Source organism: Acidimicrobiales bacterium, assembly GCA_016794585.1.
Taxonomy (GTDB): Bacteria; Actinomycetota; Acidimicrobiia; order Acidimicrobiales; family DATDAH01; genus JAEUJM01.
In genome coordinates this window covers 48070-66872 of record JAEUJM010000002.1, presented here as the reverse complement: position 1 = coordinate 66872, position 18803 = coordinate 48070, and the positions used below count along the sequence as shown (strand labels likewise).

The window sequence follows — 18803 nt, the reverse complement described above, 5'->3', positions numbered from 1 at the left end:
CCCGTCGGGCGTGGTGGCGACGTACTTCGGCACGATGCCGACCTCGGTGACGGCGTCGACGGCGAGCGAGTCGGTGTCGATCCGGTAGAGGTAGCTGTTGGTGTACCCGGACGCCACCGAGCTCTCCGGGGTGCACTCGTCGGCCCCCTCGGGGCCCTGGCCGGGCCCGTACATCGAGTAGTTCGACACCCAGTAGTGGCTCGCGTCGGGGGTCATCGCCCCCTCGACGGGCGCGCCCTGGACCACGGTGGGCACGTCGGCGGCGCCGAACTCAGCGAGGTCGACCTGGTCCGGGATGGTGGCCACCAGCTCGCCCTCGCTCGAGTACACGGTGACCGAGTGGTTGTACATCATGTTCTGGGCGAACACGAGGCCTGTGTTCGAGGCCACCACCGACTTCGGGGAGATCTCGCCGCTGATGGTCTGGGCCAGCGTGAGGGTGCGCTCGGCCGCAGGCGGGCCGTCGGGGACCCGGAGGTGGGGCGGGATCGTCGAGTCCGGCGTGGCCTCCTCGCCGCCGCCGCCGTCGCCTCCCGAGGCGGAGCCTCCGTCCGAACGCAGCGCACCCAACCCGGCCGAGGCGCCGAACCACAGCAGGACGAGGAACGACAACCCGATGGTGGCCACCACGATGCGGCGGATCAGGAACGTCCGTTCCGTCGGTCGCGTGGGCGGGCCCGGCACCTTGCCGAAGATACCGGCGCACCCCCCGGATGCGGGGGCACCCCGGCGGGTTCAGCCCGGTGGGTGAGCCGCGTTGGTCAACCGCGCCCGCCCTCGACGATCAGGGCGATGCCGAACACCACGAAGAGCACCGCGGCCCCGATGCGGATGGCGTGGGCGGGCAGGCGCTTGCCCAGCACGGCTCCCACCACGATGGCCAGCGCATCGGCCGCGACCATCCCGAGGGTCGCCCCCGACCACGTGCCCACCAGCCCGTTCGTCGACGCGAGGGTGATGGTGGCGAGCATCGTCTTGTCGCCGAGCTCGGCCACCAGGAAGGCGCCCGCGGTGGCGCCCACCACCGAGCGGTTGCTGAGCTCGGGTGTCTCTTCGTCCTCGTCCTCGTCGCTGCGAAGGGTCCACGCCGCGAAACCGAGAAACGCGACGCCGGCCACGATGTTGATGGCCCGGGTGGGCAGCGCCACCCCGAGCACGGCGCCCACCGCCACGGACACGGCGAACATCGCCGCCGCCCCCAGGGCGATGCCGGCGAGCACCGGGAAGGGCCGGTAGCGGGCGGCGAAGGCCATGGCCATCAGCTGGCTCTTGTCGCCCAGCTCGGCCACGAAGATGACCCCGAAGGCGACGAGGAACGCCTGCACCCACTCCACCGGGCCACACTGGCACGGTGTCGCGCTGGGACGAAACCGCCGCCCCCCGAGGAGACGAGTACGACGCCCGCTGGTCGGCCCTCGAGTCCGAGGGCCGATCCATCCACGGCGAGGCCGACTTCGTGGCCGCCCTCTCCCCCACCACGGTTCTCGACGCCGGCTGCGGCACGGGCCGGGTGGCCGTCGAGCTCGCCCGCCGGGGGATCGCCGTCGTCGGCGTCGACCGGGACCCGACCATGCTGGACGCCGCCCGACGGAAAGCGCCGGAGCTGACGTGGGTGGAACAGGACTTGTCCGGCCTCGACTTGACCGGCGTGGCCGGTGCACCGTCGGTGTTCGACGTCGTCGTGGCTGCGGGCAACGTGATGATCTTCCTGGCACCCGGCACCGAAGCCGTCACCGTGGCCCGCCTCGCCGACCACCTCGCCCCCGACGGTCGGCTGGTGGCCGGGTTCTCGCTCACCCACGCCGCCTACGGGCTGGAGCGCTTCGACGCCGACTGCGCCGCCGCCGGCCTCGTCCTCGAGGACCGCTTCGCCACGTGGGACGCTGCGCCCTGGGCCGACGGCGGCGACTACGCGGTCTCGGTGCACCGGCCCACCTGACGCCCACCGCGACGCGCTCCCGTCTGGTTGGCCGAGGGGTCCGCTCACTAACGTCGGGCGCCATGGCGACCGACACCACCACCTTGAAGAAGGGGTCGCGCATCGTCGTGACCGAGGCGCTGCCCGGCGTGCCCGAGGGCACCCCCGGCAAGCTGGGACGGTCCGTGGGCATGCACCTGGTGCGCTACCGCGTCGCCTTCGACAACGGCACCTCGTTCAACTCGGTGGCCCACACCAAGCTGGTGCCCGAGGACGAGTGGGAGACCTTCCAGGAAGAGCGCGAGGCCGCCGCGGCGAAGGCCGCAGCCGGCGAGAGCGAGACTGCGGCCGCGCCGGCGGCCGCAGCGGACGGGGACGCCGGCGGTGCAGCCCCGGCCGACGACCGCCTGGCCAAGATGCTCGCCCGCTCGAAGGCCGCCCGGGAGAAGAAGGCCGCCGGCGGCTAGGACGCACCGGCGCACGCCGTGTGCGCTGAGGTGACCTGATGTGACCTTCGCCCCTCCCCGTGGGGCCGAAGTGAGCGCACGCTCGAACCATGACCAACGGGGTGGAACGGCAGACGGATCGGCTGCACGTCCTCGTGGTGGGTACCGAGGCGTGGGCCATCGACTCGGTCGAGCGTGCGCTCCAGCACGCCGGCCACGAGGTGGTGCGCTGCCCGATACCGCCCACCGGCCCCGGGTGTCCGACGCTCGACGGCGACACGTGCGGGCTCCCGCGCCTCGACCTCGTGTGCTCGGTCCGGGCCCGACCGCTCGACCGGGTGCTGCGCTCCGAGCAGGCCGTCGTGTGCGCGCTGCGCCGCGGCGCACCGCTCATCCTCGCCGGCAGTGCGGCCAGCAGTCCGTTCGCCTGCTTCGCCACGACGTCGGTCGACCTCGACGGCGACGTGGTGGGCGCCTGCGAAGCCGCGGCTGCGGCAGGGCCCGTGATCCGGTCCACGCCGGCGCTCGACGAGCTCGAGCTGCTGGTCAAGCGCCGTTCGCAGCCGGGACAGCCGGTCTGGGACCAGCCTGTCCGACCGCCCGTCCCGGCAGATCGCGACTCCGTGCCCAGCTGACCGGCACCCGAGGGCGACCGACCGCAGGACAGGTGCGCTCGGTGCCCGTCAGATCACACGATCGTCGCGGTGAGCGGCCAGGCGCTGCGCCTCGGCCACGAGCAGGCGCGTCGCGGCGGGGACGGCATGGACCACCTCGTGGGACAGGCCGTCGCCCGGCCCGAACCGAGCGCCCTCGATGCCGACGAGGACCACCTCCTGAGGTCGACGGCCGAGCACGGCGCCCAACGCCAGCGCCTCGGCCACACCGGCGCCGTGGCTGCTGGCGTGCGCCGGCAGGTTGAGCCCCACTACCCGGGGGCCGGGACCGTTCCAGGCCAGCGACGGGTCCGGCGCGTCGACCACGACCCGGTGCACCGTGCCCGTCGGCGACCCCGAGCGGGCGGCATCCACGACCACGGCGGCCCGACACCCTTCCCAGGCGTCGAGGATGCGAGCGGCCTCGCCGTCCAACTCGTGCACGACGACCTCTTCGGGCAGGTCGGCCCGTGCCGCCTCCAGCACCGCGAAGGCCACGCCGTCATCGCCTGCGAACCGGTTGCCGACGGCGAGCACCGCCACGCGAGCCGGCCCGGTCACCCCCGGTCCACGGTCAGGTCGAGGAAGTGGGTGGCGCAGGAGATGCAGGGGTCGTGGTTGCGGATCGACTGCTCGCACACGTGGCGCAGCGCGTCGTCGTCGAGGTCGAGGTTCTGCTCGACCAGGCGGAACAGGTCGGCTTCGATGCTCGGCTGGTTCTGAGAAGTCGGCGGGACGATGACCGCGTCGGTGATGAAGCCTTCGTCGTCGAGCGTGTAGCGGTGGTACAGCAGCCCGCGAGGCGCCTCGGAGACGCCGTGGCCGACCCCGGCGCGGGGCTCGACCGGCACCGCCGGCTGGTCCGGCGGCTCGTAGGCCTCGATCAGGCCGATGGCCTCGTCAACGGCGTGCAGGACCTCGACCGCCCGCACCACGATGCTGCGGAAGGGGTTGCGGTCGTCGGGGCCGACGCCGACCTCGACCGCGGCCGCCCGGGCGCTCTCGGAGAGCCGGTCGTAGCCGAGGGCGAAGCGGGCCATGGGCCCGACGAGGTAGCGGGTGCCATCGGACCGGTAGGCGTGCAGCGCGTTCGAGCGGGCGACGTGCTCCTCGGCGAACTCGTCGAGGAACGCCGACACGGGGATGTCGAGGCCCGAGCTCGAGACCACGTTCCCCCCCACGACGGCGTACTCGTCGGGCCGTGAGAGGGCGACCAGCTCGTGGTCGTAGGTGAGGTCGGGCATGTCGAACGCGCCGACCCACCGGACGGTCCCCTCGGCGATCTCGCGCACCCGCAGCAGGCCGTCGAGCACCGGCTGCAGCTCCCGCCGCGTGGGCACCCGGTAGAAGCCGCCCACCCGCACGTTGAGGGGATGGATGGCGCGCCCGCCGAGCACCTCGACGATCTGGTTGCCCACCTTCTTCAGCGCGAGGCCCTGCTCGACCCGCTCGCGGTGGTCGGCGGCCATCTCGATGGCGCCGTGGTACCCGAGGAAGTCGGGCGCGTGGAGCATGTACACGTGCAGCGTGTGGCTCTCGATCCACTCGCCGCAGTAGAGGAGCCGGCGCAGGGCACGGAGTGGCCCGTCCACCACCACGCCGCAGGCGTCCTCGATGGCCTCGCACGCACTCATCTGGTAGGCGACCGGGCAGATCCCGCAGATGCGGGCGGTGATGTCGGGCGGCTCGGTGTGGCGCCGGCCGCGCAGGAACGCCTCGAAGAAGCGGGGCGGCTCGTAGATCTGGAGCTCGACGCCGACGAGGGCCCCGTCGCGGATCTCGACGTGCATGGCCCCCTCACCCTCGACCCGGGCGAGCGCCTCGACCTTGATGGTGCGGGTCGTGTCGTCGCTCACGGTTGCCTCCGGTGGGGGTCGGGCAGGCGCACGGTGCTGGCCGAGCGGAACGGCTCGGCCCACGCGTTGAAGGTCCGCAGGAAGCGGCCCTGGTCCGATTCGTCCATGCCCACGGCGGCGAGTGCGGGGGCGAGCGACTCCGGCATCGACGACTCGGACGGGCCGAAGCAGCCGTAGCAGCCGCGGTGGTAGCTCGGGCACAGCGCGCCGCATCCGGCGTGGGTGACGGGGCCCAGGCAGGGGGTGCCGTGGGCCACCAGGACGCAGACGTTGCCGGCCGCCTTGCACTCGACGCACACGCTCTGTCCGCTCACCACCGGCTTGCGACCGGCCAGGAGCGCGCCGACCACCTCGAGCAGCTGGCGGCCGTCGATGGGGCATCCCCGCAGCTCGAGGTCGACCGGCACGTGGTCGGCGATGGCCGTCGAGGTGGCGAGGGTGTCGATGAACGACGGGCTGGCGTAGACGACGGAGACGAACTCGTCGACGTCGGCGAAGTTGCGCAGGCCCTGGATGCCGCCGGCGGTGGCGCAGGCCCCGATGGTGATGAGCACCTTGGACGCCGCCCGCACCTCCTGGATGCGCTCGACGTCGTGGGGCGTGGTGATCGAACCCTCGACCAGGGACACGTCGTAGGGACCCTCGACCTGTGCGCTCGTGGCCTCGAGGAAGTAGCCGATGTCGACGGCGTCGGCGACGGCCAGCAGCTCGTCCTCGCGGTCGAGCAGGGTGAGCTGGCACCCGTCGCAGGACGAGAACTTCCACACCGCCAGGCGGGGCTTGGCCCCGGGGGCGGTCATCGCTCTCGCACCCGGAGCAGGGGCGCCGCCCGGTCGGCGCTGACGACGGGACCGTCGAGGCACACGAAACCACCTCCGAGCTGGCAGTGGCCGCAGTGGCCCACCGCGCACTTCATGTTGCGTTCGAGCGAGAGCTGGACGTCCGAGAGCTCGACGCCGAGACCTTCGAGCGCCTGCGCCGTGAAGCGCATCATCACCTCCGGCCCGCACACGAGGGCGGTGGTCGCGGCAGGGTCGAGATCGACCAGGTCGAGCACCTCGGTCACCACGCCGATGTGGCCGTGCCACGCCCGGTCGCCCCGGTCGACGGTGGTCACCACCTGGACGCCGGAGCGACCCCAGTCGGCGAGCAGATCGCCGAAGAGCAGGTCGGCCGGCGTGCGCGCCCCGACGACGACGCCGATGCCGAGGAATTCATCGGCCCGGGCGACCGCCTCCGCGATGGAGGGCCGCAGCGGGACGAGGCCGACGCCACCGGCCACGAACAGCACGTGCCGGCCGCTGGCGGCCTCGAGGTCCCAGGCCGTCCCGAACGGCCCCCGCACCCCGATGGTGCCGCCGACGGCGGTGCCCACGAGCGCCCGGCTCACGGCCCCGACCACCCGGATGGTCTCCTCGATGGTGCCGTCGCTCCCCGTCCCGCCGAGGGAGATCGGCACCTCGCCGACCCCCGGCGCCCAGAGCATGAAGAACTGGCCGGGCCGGGCCGTCGGCAGGGCCGACCCCGTCGGGGCGAGGGTCAGGGTGACGGTGTCCACCCCTTCCTGGCGTCGGCCCACGACCTCGTAGGGCGTGGGGACCATGGGGTCGGCCACGGGCATGGCCGACGCCGTCGAGGTGGGGCGGGGCTCAGACATCGCCGTACACGTCCAGGAGGCGGAAGCGGGCCGCTTGCAGGCGCTTGACCAGCAGCCCGGCGAAGCGCTGGACGAGCAGGTAGCCGAGGGCCGGGTCGGCATCGAGGTGCCGGCGCAGTTCGGCGGCGTCGAGGGCGACGGCCGAGGTCTCGTCGAGGGCGATGGCCTCGAACTGCCACTGGTGGGGCGGGAAGAGCCACGAGGCGCCGAGCACGTCGCCCGACGAGAGCGTGGTGAGGAGGTGGGGCGGGCGTCCGACGGCGTGGATCTCCAGGCCGACGCGGCCGGAGCGCAGGACGAAGAACCGGTCCGCCGCGTCTCCTTCGCGGAAGATCACCTCACCCGGGGCGAAGCGGACGTCGGTGCCGATGCCGGCGAGGGCCGTGAGCTCTTCCGCGCCCACGCCCTCGAAGAACGGGTGCTCGGCGAGCAGGTCGGCGATGGGCTTCACGGCGTGCTCCCTTCGGGGCGCAGCGCGCCGTCGGCGGCGGCGATGGCGGCGACCTCCTCCGTGAGGTCGATGCCCACGGGGCACCACGTGACGCAGCGACCGCAACCGACGCAGCCCAGCTCGTCGAACTGGTCGACCCACGTCGAGAGCTTGTGGGTGAGCCACTGGCGGTACCGGGAGCGGACGCTGCCGCGCACCGGGGCGCCGGCGAGATAGGTGAAGTCGAGGGTGAAGCAGGAATCCCACCGCTGGGTGCGCTCGGCGACCGTTGCGCCGAGGTCGACGCTGTCCTCGACGTTCGTGCAGAAGCACGTGGGGCAGACCATGGTGCAGTTGGTGCAGGCGAGGCAGCGCTCGGCGACCTCGTCCCACCGCGGGTGCTCGAGGTTGCGGGCCAGCAGACCGGCGACGCTTGTGGCGGGGACGGAGCGGACCTGTCCGGCGGCGGCCCGCTCGGCCGCGGCCGCTGCGTCGGCGCGGTCGGCGTCGTCCGCCGGCTGGTGCTCCACCCGGGCGAGCAGCGCCGCTCCTCGCTCGGTGCCGACGCGCACGAAGAACCGCGGCCGGTCGCCGTCGAGGCGCTCGGCGACGGCGAGGTCGAATCCCGCCTCGGCGGCGGGCCCCGAGCCCATGGATGCGCAGAAGCAGGTGGGACCGGACTCGCTGCAGTCGGCGGCGATGACGAACACGTCGGCGCGCCGGGCCGCGTAGCCGGCGTCGGGGAAGGCGCCATCGCGCAGCACGCGGTCCTGCACCTCGATGCCCCGGAGGTCGCACGCCCGCACACCGACGAAGGCGAGCGGCGGCGGCGCCGGCGGGGGTTCGACCTCGAACCCACCGCCGTCGAGGCGGGCCCGGAACACCGTCTCGTGCGCCGGGTGCAGGAAGGGCCGCCACGAGGTGGACGGCGTGGTGAAGCCGAAGTGGGCGTCGTCGTCTCGGCGGCGCAACCGGTAGCGCCCCGGGCCCTGGTCGTCGGCCCAGCCGATGGGCAGGTCGGCCACCCCGGACAGCTCGTCGAGCACGATGGCCCCGTCTCGGACCTGCGGCCCGATCACGGTGCGCCCCTCGGCGGCGAGCGCGCCGAGCAACGCATCGAAGGCCTCTTCGGTCACCAGCGCGTCGTCCACTGGTGGCCAGTGTCCCCGATCCTCGGGCGCTTGGGGAGAGCCGAAGGTCCCTGGCGACGACGGGACGGTTCGACGACGATGGCCGGGACCCCGAGGAGCCCCATGCCCGTGATCGAGCTCGCCGGCGTCGCCCGCCACTACGACGTGGGCGACAGCCGGGTGACCGCACTGCACGACGTCGACCTGACCGTCGAGGAGGGCGAGTTCCTCGTGGTGCTCGGCCCGTCGGGGTGCGGCAAGACCACGTTGTTGAACCTGATCGGGGCGCTCGACACCCCGAGCGAGGGTTCGGTGTGCGTCGCGGGGCACACCCTCGACGGCGCCAGCCGCAAGGACCTGTTCCGGTTCCGGCGGGAGACCGTCAGCTTCGTGTTCCAATCGTTCAACCTGTTCCCGGCCCTCACCGCCCGGGAGAACGTCCAGTTCGCCATCGACGTGGCCCGGGACGACCGGGCGGGGCCGAGCGCGGTCGAGGTGCTCGACCGGGTGGGCCTCGGCAGCCGGGTGGACCACTTCTCCCATCAGCTCTCCGGCGGTGAGCAGCAGCGGGTGGCCATCGCCCGTGCCCTCGCCACCGGCAACCCCGTCCTGCTCGCCGACGAGCCCACCGGCGAGCTCGACTTCCACACCGGCATCGCCATCCTCGAACTGCTGCACGAGCAGTCACACGCCGGCGTCACCGTGGTGATCGTCACCCACAACCGCGAGATCAGCCGGGTGGCCGACCGGGTGGTCGAGCTCTCGAGCGGCACGATCGTGGGTGACGGCCCACCACCAGGGGGCACGGCCGAGATCGCCAGCCTTCACTGGTGACCTCCACCGCACCCTCGGCGGCCGCGACCGGGCGAGGCGCCCGGGCCCTGCTCTGGCTCCGCTGGTCGTGGCGCGACCTCCGCGCCCGGTGGCTCCAGGTGGCGGCCATCGCCCTCATCATCGCCATCGGCTCGGGCACCTACTCGGGCCTCACCAGCGTCTCGGCCTGGCGGCTGGCGTCCTACGACGCCAGCTACGCGGCGCTGAACATGTACGACCTGCGCCTCGAGCTGACCACCGGCAGCTACGCCGGCGCCGACGAACTGGTCGACCTGGCCCGCTCCATCCCGAGCGCCGCGGACCTCGAGGAGGTCGAGCCCCGCCTCCAGGAGCCCATCCAGGTCGACGCGTCCACCCCCGACGAGCTCGTCCTCGTCCCCGGTCGCCTCGTCGGCGTGGACGTCACCGATGGCGGCCCGGACGTCAGCGGCATCGCCACGGTGGGCGGCCGCGGGCTCCGTCCCGACGACGCCGGGCGCGACGTCGTGGTGGTCGACGAGCACCTCGCCGCCAACCACGACCTCCCCCCGACCGGCACGCTGCGCCTGAGCGGCGGACGCGAGCTTCGCTACGTGGGCACCGGGCTATCCCCCGAGAACTTCTTCCCCGTGGACAACCGGGGCAGCGTGTTCGCCGACTTCGCGGTGCTCTACGCGCCGCTGGCCACGGTGCAGCGGCTGACGGACCACGCCGACCAGGCCAACGGCCTGGCCATCACGGTCCGCCCCGGCGCCGACCGGGACCGCATCCAACGCGAGCTCGAGGACGCCCTCGCCGCCGACCTGGGCGAGCTCGGCACCACCATCACCCGCCAGGAGGACGACCTCGTCCTTCGCCTGCTCTACGACGACGTCGAGGGCGACCAGCGCTTCTACGACATCTTCGCCTTCCTGATCCTGGCCGGCGCGACGTTCGCGGCGTTCAACCTCACGGTGCGCATCGTGGAGGCCCAGCGTCGCGAGATCGGCATCGGCATGGCGCTGGGCGTGCCGCCGTCGACGATCGCGGTCCGTCCCCTGCTCGTGGGCGCGCAGGTGGCGCTGCTGGGCGTCGCCTTCGGCATCGGTGTCGGCCTGCTCATCGACCAGTTGATGGCCGACCTGCTCTCGGGCTTCTTCCCCCTGCCCGAATGGCGCTTCGCCTTCCATCCCGGGATCTTTCTGCGGGGCGCCGCCCTCGGGCTGCTCCTCCCCCTGGTCGCCACGGCCATCCCCGTGTGGCGAGCGGTGCGGGTGACCCCGGTCGAGGCCGTCAGCACCACCCACCGGGCCGCGGGCGGCGGCCTCGCTCCCCTGGTCAGCCGTCTCCCGCTCCCCGGTTCGAGTGTGGCCCAGATGCCGTTCCGCAACGTGCTCCGCGAGCCTCGCCGCACCGTCCTGACCGCGCTCGGCATCGCGGCGGCGATCACCACGCTCGTCGGGGTGATCGGCATGATCGACTCGTTCGTCGCCACCATCGACGCCGGCGACGCCGAGATCGTGGGCGACACCCCGGACCGCCTGACCGTGGACCTGGAAGGGTTCGCCCTGGCCGACTCGCCCGAGGTGACGGCTATCACCGAGGACCCGATGCTTCGTGCGGCCGAGCCAGGGCTCACCCTCGGCGGCACGCTGGCGCCCGGGGATGACGAGATCGACGTCGCGCTGTACCTCACGGACCTCCAGAGCGACCTGTGGGTCCCCACCGCCACCGCCGGCGACCTCGACAGCGACGAGCCCGGCCTCGTGCTCACCGAGAAGGCGGCGGGCGACCTCGGCATCGGCGTCGGCGACCAGGTCGCTCTTCGCCATCCCTATCGCGAGGGCGTGGGCTACCGCTGGGTGACGACCGACCTCCCCGTGATCGCGCTGCAGCCGAACCCCTACCGCTTCGTGGTGTACCTCGACGACGAGTGGGCCTCGCTGTTCGACCTGGAGGGCGTGGTGAACACGCTGCGGGTCGCCCCCGCCGACGGGGTGACCGTCGAGGACGTCCAACGGTCCCTCTTCGGCCAGGAAGGGGTGGCCTCGGTGCAGCCCGTCACCGACCTGGCCCAGGGGGTGCGCGACCAGATCGACGAGGTGCTCGGCATCTTCCGCGTCATCGAGGGTGCGGTGCTGCTCATGGCCCTGCTCATCGCCTTCAACGCCACCTCGATCAACATGGACGAACGGGCTCGGGAGAACGCCACGCTGTTCGCCTTCGGCCTACCGGTGCACCGCGTGGTGCGGGTGGCGGTGACGGAGAGCGTGGTCATCGGCGTGCTGGGCACCGTCACCGGGGTGGTGGCCGGCCGGCTCCTGCTCGCCTGGCTGATGGCATCGATCGTCCCCGAGACCCTGCCCGACATCGGCGTGGTGACCTACCTCTCGACCACCACCGTGGCCACCGCGCTCGTCCTCGGCGTGCTCGCCGTGGCGGTGGCGCCGCTGCTCACCGTGCGCCGCCTTCGGCGCATGGACATCCCCTCGACGCTGCGCGTGGTCGAGTGAACGGGCACCGTGGCCGGGTGACCGGCGTCACCGGGGCGAGGTGACGTTCGGCCCTTGGGCGCACGCGCACCAGGGCGTTCACTGCAGACATGACCACTTCCGTACCTCCGGTATCCGGTGGTCCCCCGCCTGGGCCGCCCCCTGCGGGGCCACCGTCCTACCCGCCGCCGGCGGGGCCTCCGCCCGCGACACCCCCACCCGGCGGCTACGGGTACGGCTACGGCGGTTACCCGCCGGGGCCACCACCCAAGCGTTCGAACACCGGCATCATCGTCGCCATCGCCGTCGGCGTGGTCGTGCTGCTCGTGGCGGCGACGGTCGGGGTCCTGGTCCTCACGTCCGACGACGCCGAGGCCGGCGAGATCTTCCTGGCTCCCGCCTCCGACGTCGGTGACGACCCCTTCACCGACAGCGTCTCGAACCCCGACAACCTCAGCGTGGCGGCCGAGGGCACGTCCGGCACGTCATCAGGCGGGCCGGTCGAGGTGCGCAGCGCCTCCGGCTCGGAGCCCGGCCTCTACGGCGGCACCCAGAACCAGGCCCAGTGCGACCGACGCCAGATGATCGAGTTCCTGACCGCCAATCCCGACAAGGGGCAGGCGTGGGCCGGCGTGCAGGGCATCGCCTTCGCCGACCTCGAGGACTACATCCTCGACCTCACCTCGATGCAGCTCCGCACCGACACCCGGGTGACCAACCACGGCTTCCGGGACGGGCGGGCAACCACCATCCAGACCGTCCTCCAGGCCGGCACCGCCGTGCTGGTGGACCGCCAGGGCATCCCCCGGGCGCGCTGCGCGTGCGGCAACCCCCTCACCCCGCCGACCGCGGTCTCGGGCAGCCCCCGCTTCCGGGGCCCGCAGTGGACCGGCTTCAACCCGGCCAGCCTGACCGTCATCCAGATCGACGTGACCATCGACATCTTCGTGATCACCGACCTCGACACGGGCGACCCGTTCACCCGCCCGCCGGGGACCGACGGCGACGACGACCAGCCCGGTGACGGCACCGACACCGATACCGACACGGACACGACGAACCCGCCGAACACGCTCCCGCCGGACACCCTCCCCCCCGATGACTTCAGCAGTGACAACGACGTCGACATCATCCTCACGTGGGGTGGCAACGACGACCTCGACCTCCACGTCATCGAACCGAGCGGCGAGGAGCTCTCCTTCTCGACCCCCACCACCTCGACCGGAGGCACCCTCGTCGGCGGCGACGACGTCCCCGACTGCGAGGACGCGGGCGCCCACGGCGAGGAGGCGTTCTGGGGACCCGGGCAGGCGCAGCCGGGCACCTACCAGCTGTTCGTCCGGAACTTCAACGCCTGCGACGAGGACGGCGCCAACTACGACCTCCAGGTGTCGGTGAACGGTGAGTTCGTGGCCGGCGACACCGGGGTCCTCACCCCCGGCACCGACTCGGCCACCATCACCTTCGAGGTGCCGGGCTGAGCAGGGCAGGCCATTGACGGCTTCGCACGAATGGTCTACGTTTTCCGAAGTGCCTTCGGAAAACGTCGACATATCGGTCGAGCCGGACCGCCGCACCCGCAAGCGGGCCGCCAAGCGCAACGACCTGCTCGACCTCGCACTCGAGCTGAGCGAGCGCCTCGGGGTCGAGGGCGTCACCATGGCCGCCCTCGCCGATGCCGCCGACTACGCCCCGGCGTCGCTCTACACCTACTTCCCGTCGCGCAGCGCCCTCATCGCCGCGATGCAGCAACGGGCCCTGCACACCCTCGGCGGCGTGGCCGAGTCGACCCTCCAGGCGTGGGAGCTCGACGCCGGCGCCCGGCCCGACCCCCTCCCCCCGACCGTGGCCGCCCTGGCCCGGCTCTGGGTGTTCAGCGACCTGTTCCTCGCCGCTCCCGAGTCCCACGCCCGGGAGTTCCGCCTCCAGCAGCAGCTGTTGGCCACGCCCAAGGTCCAAGAAGCCAACGACGCCGCCACCGTGGTGCCCGCGGCCATGAGCGTCCTCGACCGTCCCCGCCGGCTGTTGGCCGACGCCGTGGCCGCCGGCGCCCTCGACCCCCACGATGCCGGCGCCGACCCCGTCGACGGGGTCCTCGACGGCGACCTCCTGCGCACCTTCGTGTGGATCACCGCCCTCAACGGCGGCCTCCAGATCGACGACCTCGGCATCGGCGTCCCCACCACCGGCGCGACCCTCGGCCACGAGCTCACCCGGGCGCTCCTCGCCGGCTGGGGCGCCGACGCCACTGCCCTAACCACCGCCCGACTCGCCAGCGACCACTGGGTCGCCGACCACCTCTGAGAGGCCTGCCATGACGACGCTGCTCCTCACCCTCCTCGCCTTCGCCTTCGGCTGGCTGCTGTGGACCCTCGGCGAGTACGTGCTGCACCGCTTCGCCATGCACGAGCTGCATGGCAAAGGGATCATGAGCCGCGAGCACCTGCTCCACCACGTGCGCGCCGACTGGCACCTCGCCTACACCAACGTGCTCAGCTGGATCGGCGTCGGCCTCGTCGGCGGGCTCATCTGGACCCCGCTGTTCTGGTACCTCACCGGCTCGCTGGCCATCGGCCTCGGCGTCGCCGCGGGCTGGGCCGTCGGCTACGGCGTCTACGAGTACTGCCACGCCCAGGCCCATCTGCGCGGCCCGGTGGGCACGTACTCGCACTGGCTGCGCATCCACCACTTCCACCACCACTTCGGCCACCCCATGAGCAACCACGGCGTGAGCGTCCCCTGGTGGGACCGGGTCTTCGGCACCCTCGAGCGCCCCGAGCGGGTGCGTGTCCCCCGCCGCCTCGCCATGGCCTGGCTCCTCGACGACGACGGCGAGCTCCGCCCCGAGTACGCCGACGACTACGTGCTGGTCGGCGCCGCCTCCAGCGACGAGCGCACCGCGGCGCTCGACAAGGCCCGCGCCTTCGCCTCCATCGCCCCCGAGGACTGAACCGAGAGCTCTCCGCTCAGGGCGCCATCTCGTAGGCGCCGGAGACGGCGAGCACGTCGCCCTCCCAGACCCGGGCGGTGCGGTCGGGGTCGACCACGGGCTTGCGGATCATGGCGAGGCAGAGGTCCTGCTGGGCCTGGGTGGTGCTGGGCTTGCCGTGGAGCTGCACGGCGAAGCGGGACACGTCGCGCACGAACACGTCGAAGGTCTGGTCGACGAGGTCGTCGGCGACGTCGTAGATGGCGGCGTTCTCGAGGACGAGCTGGGCGTACACCACGAGGGTGAAGATCTCCCCCACCGCCAGCAGGACGTCGATGTCGCGGGCCTGGGCCTCGTCGAGGGGCGTCTCGGCCAGGAAGCGCACCAGCACGTCGGCCTGCTCGCGGAACACGGCCACGTTGGGGAGGTCGCTCGCCTCGAAGGGCTTGCGCCACGGGCCGAACCGCACCTTCGAGAGGCCCCCGGTCGGGCCCTGGTCGAACAGGAAGTCGTCGTTGGCGGCGTCGGCCCGCTGGGGCACGTCGGGCACGTCGGCGGGCTCGAAGAAGTAGTTGTGCATGAACTTCACGATCAGCGAGATGTTCACGTGCACCGTGCCCTCGAGCTTGGGCAGGGCCCGGATGTCCCGGGCGGCCGCCTCGAAGTACGTGTCCTTCTCGAAGCCCTTGGCGGCGATGACGTCCCACAGGTGGTTGATGACGTCCTCGCCCTGGGTGGTGACCTTCATCTTCACCACCGGGTTGAACAGCAGGTAGCGGCGGTCCTCGAGCGACGCGGACCGGAAGTAGTCGCTGGCCCGCAGGGCGACGAGCTTCATGGCCACGAGCCGGCAGTAGGCGTCGGTGAACAGCTGGCGCACGTGGGCGAAGTCGGTGACCGGGTGCCCGTAGAGGACACGGTTGTGGGCATGGGTGACCGCCTCGTAGAGGGCGTGGGTGCAGATGCCGATCGACGCCCACCCCAGGTTGTACTTGCCGATGTTCACGGTGTTGAGCCCGGCGTTCCAGGCGTCGGCGCCGACGGCGATGAGGTCCGCCTCGGTGATCGGGTAGTCGTGCAGGCGGAACTCCGACACGTAGTTCTGGCTCCACACCACGTTCTTCACCAGCTCGTAGCTCGGGTGCTGCGAGCTGACGGCGAAGGCCACCGGGTTGCCGTCGGGGAGCTTGCCGAAGACCGAGACCAGCGCCGCCTTGTTGCCGTTGCCGATGTAGTACTTCGACCCGTTGGCGAGGTACGTGCCGTCGTCCTGGGGCTCGAGCACCATGTCGGTGGAGTAGAGGTCGGCGCCGTGGGCCTTCTCGGAGAGGCCGAACCCGAAGATCCCGCCCCCGGCGAGCAGCGCGGCGGCCCGCTCGCGCAGCGCCTCGTTGTCCGACATCCACAGCGGGCCGAGGCCGAGGACCGTGACCTGCCACGTGTACCAGTACTGCAGGCCGTAGAAGCCGAGGATCTCGGCGAACTCGCAGATGCGCCAGGTGTCCCAGCGACTGTCCTCGGCACCCAGCCCCGCCGGCGTGCACATCGTGGCGAAGATCCCCTCCTCGGCCACGAAGTCGAGGAAGTCCTGGTACCAGACCGCGGCGTGGTCGTCGGCCTTGAGCCGTTCCTTGCCGCGGGCCTCGAACCAGGCGACGGTCTTGGCCATCACCTCGCGGCTGCGCTCGTCGGGGTAGGGCCGGTCCAACCGGCCGGGGTGCAGGAGCAACGACATGGCGCAAGCGTAGGCACGGGCCGCCGTGGGGCAGAATGGGAGCGCGCCTGCGGGGACGGGCGCCCGGACAAGGGGACAGCCACATGACGATGACCGACGCGAACCGGCGGGTCGAGCAGCGCTCGCCGTACCTCGACGGGATGTACGCACCCGTCCAGGACGAGGTGCGAGCCGACCTCGAGGTGCTCGCCGGCGAGCTGCCGGCGGATCTCCGGGGCGTGTTCGCCCGCAACGGCTCCAACCCCCGCTTCGAGCCCGAGGGCCGGTACCACTGGTTCGACGGCGACGGGATGGTGCACATCGTGCACTTCGACGACGCCGGCGCCCACTACGCCAACCGCTACGTGCGCACCCGGGCGCTGGCCGCCGAGGAGGAAGCGGGCGAGGCGCTGTGGACCGGGATCCTCGAGCCCCCGGACTTCTCCAAGTTCCCCGACGTGTTCAAGGACACCGCCAACACCGACCTGGTGTTCTTCAACGGCGAGCTCCTGGCGCTGTGGTGGCTCGGCGGCGACGCCTACCGCCTGTCGCTCCCCGACCTCGAGACCCTCGGCCGCGAGGACTTCGGGGGCACCCTCCAGACCCACATCGCCGCCCACCCCAAGGTCGACCCCGTCACCGGCGAGCTGCTGTTCATCGACTACGACCCGGTCCCGCCCTTCCTCACCCTCGGCGTGGTGTCCCCCGACGGCAAGGTGGTGCGCAGCCAGACCGTCGAGGTCGGCGGCCCCCGCCTCCAGCACGACATCGCCTTCAGCGACGACTGGATCGTCGTGTTCGACTTCCCCTTCATGTGGGAGCAGCAGGACGGCCGGAGCCGCCTGGCCTTCCACCGCGACCGGCCCGCCCGCTTCGGCCTCGTCGCCCGCGGCGGCGACACGAGCGCCCCCGTGGCCGACGTCCGCTGGTTCGAGACCGACCCCTGCTTCATGTACCACGTGTGCGGCGCCTGGCAGGAGGACGGCGTGGTCAAGCTCGTCGGCTGCGAGATCGCCGACCCGCTGGCGTCGGACCCGGGCAACGCGCCGGACCTGCCGGACGCGCCGCAGATCGCGATGCTCCGCCTCGAGCCGTTCCTGACCGAGTGGAGCTTCCACCTCGCCGACGGGACCATCACCAAGCGCCGCCTCGACGACCAGATGGCCGAGTTCCCGCGCATCGACGTCCGCCGCATCGGTCAGCCCTTCCGCTACTCCTACCTGATGCGCTTCGCCGAGCGCTCCGAGCTGGCCTTCGACGGTGTGATCCGCCACGACCGGCTGACGGGCGCCACCACCTCCCATGCCTGGCCCGAGGGCTGGTACGGGTGCGAGACGCCGTTCTGCCCCCGCACCGGCTCGACCGACGAGGCCGAGGGCTACCTCGTCAGCTTCGTGGTGGAGGAGGCGACCGGCGCCACCGAGGTGCACGTCCTCGACGCCGAGCGCCTCGAGGACGGACCGGTCTGTCGCCTCGCCGTCCCCGCGCGGGTGCCGGCGGGGTACCACTCGTGGTGGGTCCCGGCCGAGGAGCTCGCTTCGTCGTGAGCGACGAGCCGACGCCCTTCGTCCTCGGCGGCCACCAGAGCGACTTCGCCCGCAACGCCAGCCGTGAGGGTCTCGACCTCACCGCGCTGATGGGCGAGGCGGCCCGGGGCGCCCTGGCCTCGGCCCGGCTGGACGCCGCCGACGTCGGCGTCGCCCACGTCGGCAACTTCGCCGCGGAGATCTACTCGGGCCAGGGCCACCTGGGCGGCCTGCTCGTCGACGCCGTCCCCGAGCTCGAGGGCATCGCCGTCAGCCGCCACGAGGCGGCGTGCGCCTCCGGGAGCATGGCCGTGCTGGCCGCCACCGCCGACCTGGCTGCGGGGCGCGCCGACGTCGCCCTCGTGGTGGGCGTCGAGCTGATGCGGGCCGACGGCGGCTTCGCCGCGCAGGCCGCCCTCAGCGCGGCCGGCCGGGCGCACGACGAGGTGGTCGGCCTCGAGTACCCGTGGCCCAAGCTCTTCGGTGACGTGGCCGACGAGTACGACCGCCGCTACGGCCTCGACGACATCCACCTCGCCGCCATCGCCCGCAAGGCGTTCGCCAACGCCAAGGGCAACCCGCTCGCCCAGACCCGCACGTGGTCCGTGGGCGACGCCACCTTCGCCGCCGACGACGAGACCAACCCCGTCGTGGCGGGCCGCCTCCGCCGCTCGGACTGCTCGCAGGTCACCGACGGCGCCGCCGCGGTCGTCCTCGCCACCCCCCGCTTCGCCGAGGCGTGGGCCGCCGAGCGGGGGCTCGACCTCGCCGCCGTGGCCCGCATCGAGGGCTGGGGCCACCGCACCGCCCGCATGACGATGACCGACAAGTTCGAGGCCAGCCGCGACGAGCCGTACGTGTTCCCCCAGCTCCGCGCCGCCGCCCTCGACGCCTTCTCCCGGGCCGGGATCGCCTCGGTTGACGAGCTCGACGCCGTCGAGACCCACGACTGCTTCACCATCAGTGAGTACGCCGCCCTCGACCACCTCGGCCTCACCGCTCCCGGCGAGAGCTGGAAGGCCGTCGAGGACGGGCGCATCGAGCGATGCGGTGCCCTGCCCGTCAACCCGTCCGGCGGGCTGCTCGCGGCCGGCCACCCCGTCGGGGCCACCGGGGTGCGCATGCTGTGGGACGCCACCCGCCAGGTCACGGGGACGGCCGGCGAGTGCCAGGTCGACGGCGCACGGCGGGTCGCGACCCTTAACTTGGGGGGCAGCCTCACCACCGTCGCCAGCTTCGTGGTCGGACGCGGCTGAGGCC

The 18803-nt window shown here is 72.4% G+C and carries 19 protein-coding genes; 10 read left to right on the top strand and 9 right to left on the bottom strand.

Annotated elements, in window-relative coordinates:
- Positions 1-684, bottom strand: a 684-nt coding sequence (locus JNK12_01515) for a hypothetical protein (protein ID MBL8774571.1), incomplete at its 3' end; no start/stop codon positions are given.
- Positions 685-761: 77 nt separating this feature from the next.
- Positions 762-1334 carry a TMEM165/GDT1 family protein gene (locus JNK12_01510; protein MBL8774570.1) on the bottom strand — a complete coding sequence of 191 codons (573 nt, stop codon included), beginning with the start codon at positions 1332-1334 and terminating at the stop codon, positions 762-764.
- Between the two features lie 17 nt (positions 1335-1351).
- Between JNK12_01510 and JNK12_01505 the strand changes: the two genes are divergently transcribed.
- The 3 genes from JNK12_01505 (at position 1352) to JNK12_01495 (ending at position 2999) form a co-directional block, all read left to right on the top strand.
- Positions 1352-1939 carry a class I SAM-dependent methyltransferase gene (locus JNK12_01505; protein ID MBL8774569.1) on the top strand — a complete coding sequence of 196 codons (588 nt, stop codon included), beginning with the start codon at positions 1352-1354 and terminating at the stop codon, positions 1937-1939.
- A gap of 62 nt (positions 1940-2001) precedes the next feature.
- Positions 2002-2385 carry a hypothetical protein gene (locus JNK12_01500; protein MBL8774568.1) on the top strand — a complete coding sequence of 128 codons (384 nt, stop codon included), beginning with the start codon at positions 2002-2004 and terminating at the stop codon, positions 2383-2385.
- A gap of 89 nt (positions 2386-2474) precedes the next feature.
- Positions 2475-2999, top strand: a complete 525-nt coding sequence (locus JNK12_01495; protein MBL8774567.1) for a hypothetical protein — start codon at positions 2475-2477, stop codon at positions 2997-2999.
- Between the two features lie 48 nt (positions 3000-3047).
- Here the strand turns inward: JNK12_01495 and JNK12_01490 are convergent, their stop codons facing one another.
- From JNK12_01490 to JNK12_01465, 6 genes are read right to left on the bottom strand one after another with little or no spacing between them, the layout of a single operon-like run.
- Positions 3048-3578 (bottom strand): hydrogenase maturation protease, encoded by a 531-nt coding sequence (locus JNK12_01490; protein MBL8774566.1) that lies wholly within the window; start codon positions 3576-3578, stop codon positions 3048-3050.
- Positions 3575-4873, bottom strand: a complete 1299-nt coding sequence (locus JNK12_01485; GenBank protein MBL8774565.1) for a nickel-dependent hydrogenase large subunit — start codon at positions 4871-4873, stop codon at positions 3575-3577. The genes JNK12_01490 and JNK12_01485 overlap by 4 nt, the downstream gene beginning before the upstream one ends.
- A complete protein-coding gene (locus JNK12_01480) occupies positions 4870-5673 on the bottom strand; it encodes a hypothetical protein (protein ID MBL8774564.1) in 804 nt (267 codons plus the stop codon). The genes JNK12_01485 and JNK12_01480 overlap by 4 nt, the downstream gene beginning before the upstream one ends.
- A complete protein-coding gene (locus JNK12_01475) occupies positions 5670-6530 on the bottom strand; it encodes an FAD/NAD(P)-binding protein (protein ID MBL8774563.1) in 861 nt (286 codons plus the stop codon). The genes JNK12_01480 and JNK12_01475 overlap by 4 nt, the downstream gene beginning before the upstream one ends.
- Positions 6523-6981: a cyclic nucleotide-binding domain-containing protein gene (locus JNK12_01470; GenBank protein ID MBL8774562.1), complete on the bottom strand. Its 459-nt coding sequence runs from the start codon at positions 6979-6981 to the stop codon at positions 6523-6525. The genes JNK12_01475 and JNK12_01470 overlap by 8 nt, the downstream gene beginning before the upstream one ends.
- On the bottom strand, positions 6978-8111 hold the full coding sequence (locus JNK12_01465) for a 4Fe-4S dicluster domain-containing protein (protein ID MBL8774561.1): 1134 nt from the start codon (positions 8109-8111) through the stop codon (positions 6978-6980). The genes JNK12_01470 and JNK12_01465 overlap by 4 nt, the downstream gene beginning before the upstream one ends.
- A gap of 102 nt (positions 8112-8213) precedes the next feature.
- Here JNK12_01465 and JNK12_01460 point away from each other — a divergent pair, with 102 nt between their 5' ends.
- From JNK12_01460 to JNK12_01440, 5 genes are all read left to right on the top strand, one after another.
- Positions 8214-8924 (top strand): ABC transporter ATP-binding protein, encoded by a 711-nt coding sequence (locus JNK12_01460; GenBank protein MBL8774560.1) that lies wholly within the window; start codon positions 8214-8216, stop codon positions 8922-8924.
- Positions 8921-11395 (top strand): ABC transporter permease, encoded by a 2475-nt coding sequence (locus tag JNK12_01455; GenBank protein ID MBL8774559.1) that lies wholly within the window; start codon positions 8921-8923, stop codon positions 11393-11395. The genes JNK12_01460 and JNK12_01455 overlap by 4 nt, the downstream gene beginning before the upstream one ends.
- 89 nt (positions 11396-11484) lie before the next feature.
- Positions 11485-12855, top strand: a complete 1371-nt coding sequence (locus tag JNK12_01450) for a hypothetical protein (protein ID MBL8774558.1) — start codon at positions 11485-11487, stop codon at positions 12853-12855.
- Positions 12856-12904: 49 nt separating this feature from the next.
- Positions 12905-13678: a TetR family transcriptional regulator gene (locus JNK12_01445; GenBank protein MBL8774557.1), complete on the top strand. Its 774-nt coding sequence runs from the start codon at positions 12905-12907 to the stop codon at positions 13676-13678.
- A gap of 10 nt (positions 13679-13688) precedes the next feature.
- Positions 13689-14324, top strand: a complete 636-nt coding sequence (locus JNK12_01440; protein ID MBL8774556.1) for a sterol desaturase family protein — start codon at positions 13689-13691, stop codon at positions 14322-14324.
- 16 nt (positions 14325-14340) lie between these two features.
- Here JNK12_01440 and JNK12_01435 read toward each other — a convergent pair whose 3' ends face one another.
- On the bottom strand, positions 14341-16038 hold the full coding sequence (locus JNK12_01435) for an acyl-CoA dehydrogenase (GenBank protein ID MBL8774555.1): 1698 nt from the start codon (positions 16036-16038) through the stop codon (positions 14341-14343).
- 83 nt (positions 16039-16121) lie between these two features.
- Between JNK12_01435 and JNK12_01430 the strand changes: the two genes are divergently transcribed.
- Positions 16122-17564, top strand: a complete 1443-nt coding sequence (locus tag JNK12_01430) for a carotenoid oxygenase family protein (GenBank protein ID MBL8774554.1) — start codon at positions 16122-16124, stop codon at positions 17562-17564.
- Positions 17561-18799: a thiolase domain-containing protein gene (locus JNK12_01425; GenBank protein MBL8774553.1), complete on the top strand. Its 1239-nt coding sequence runs from the start codon at positions 17561-17563 to the stop codon at positions 18797-18799. Before JNK12_01430 ends, JNK12_01425 begins: the two co-directional genes overlap by 4 nt.
- Positions 18800-18803: the final 4 nt, after the last annotated feature.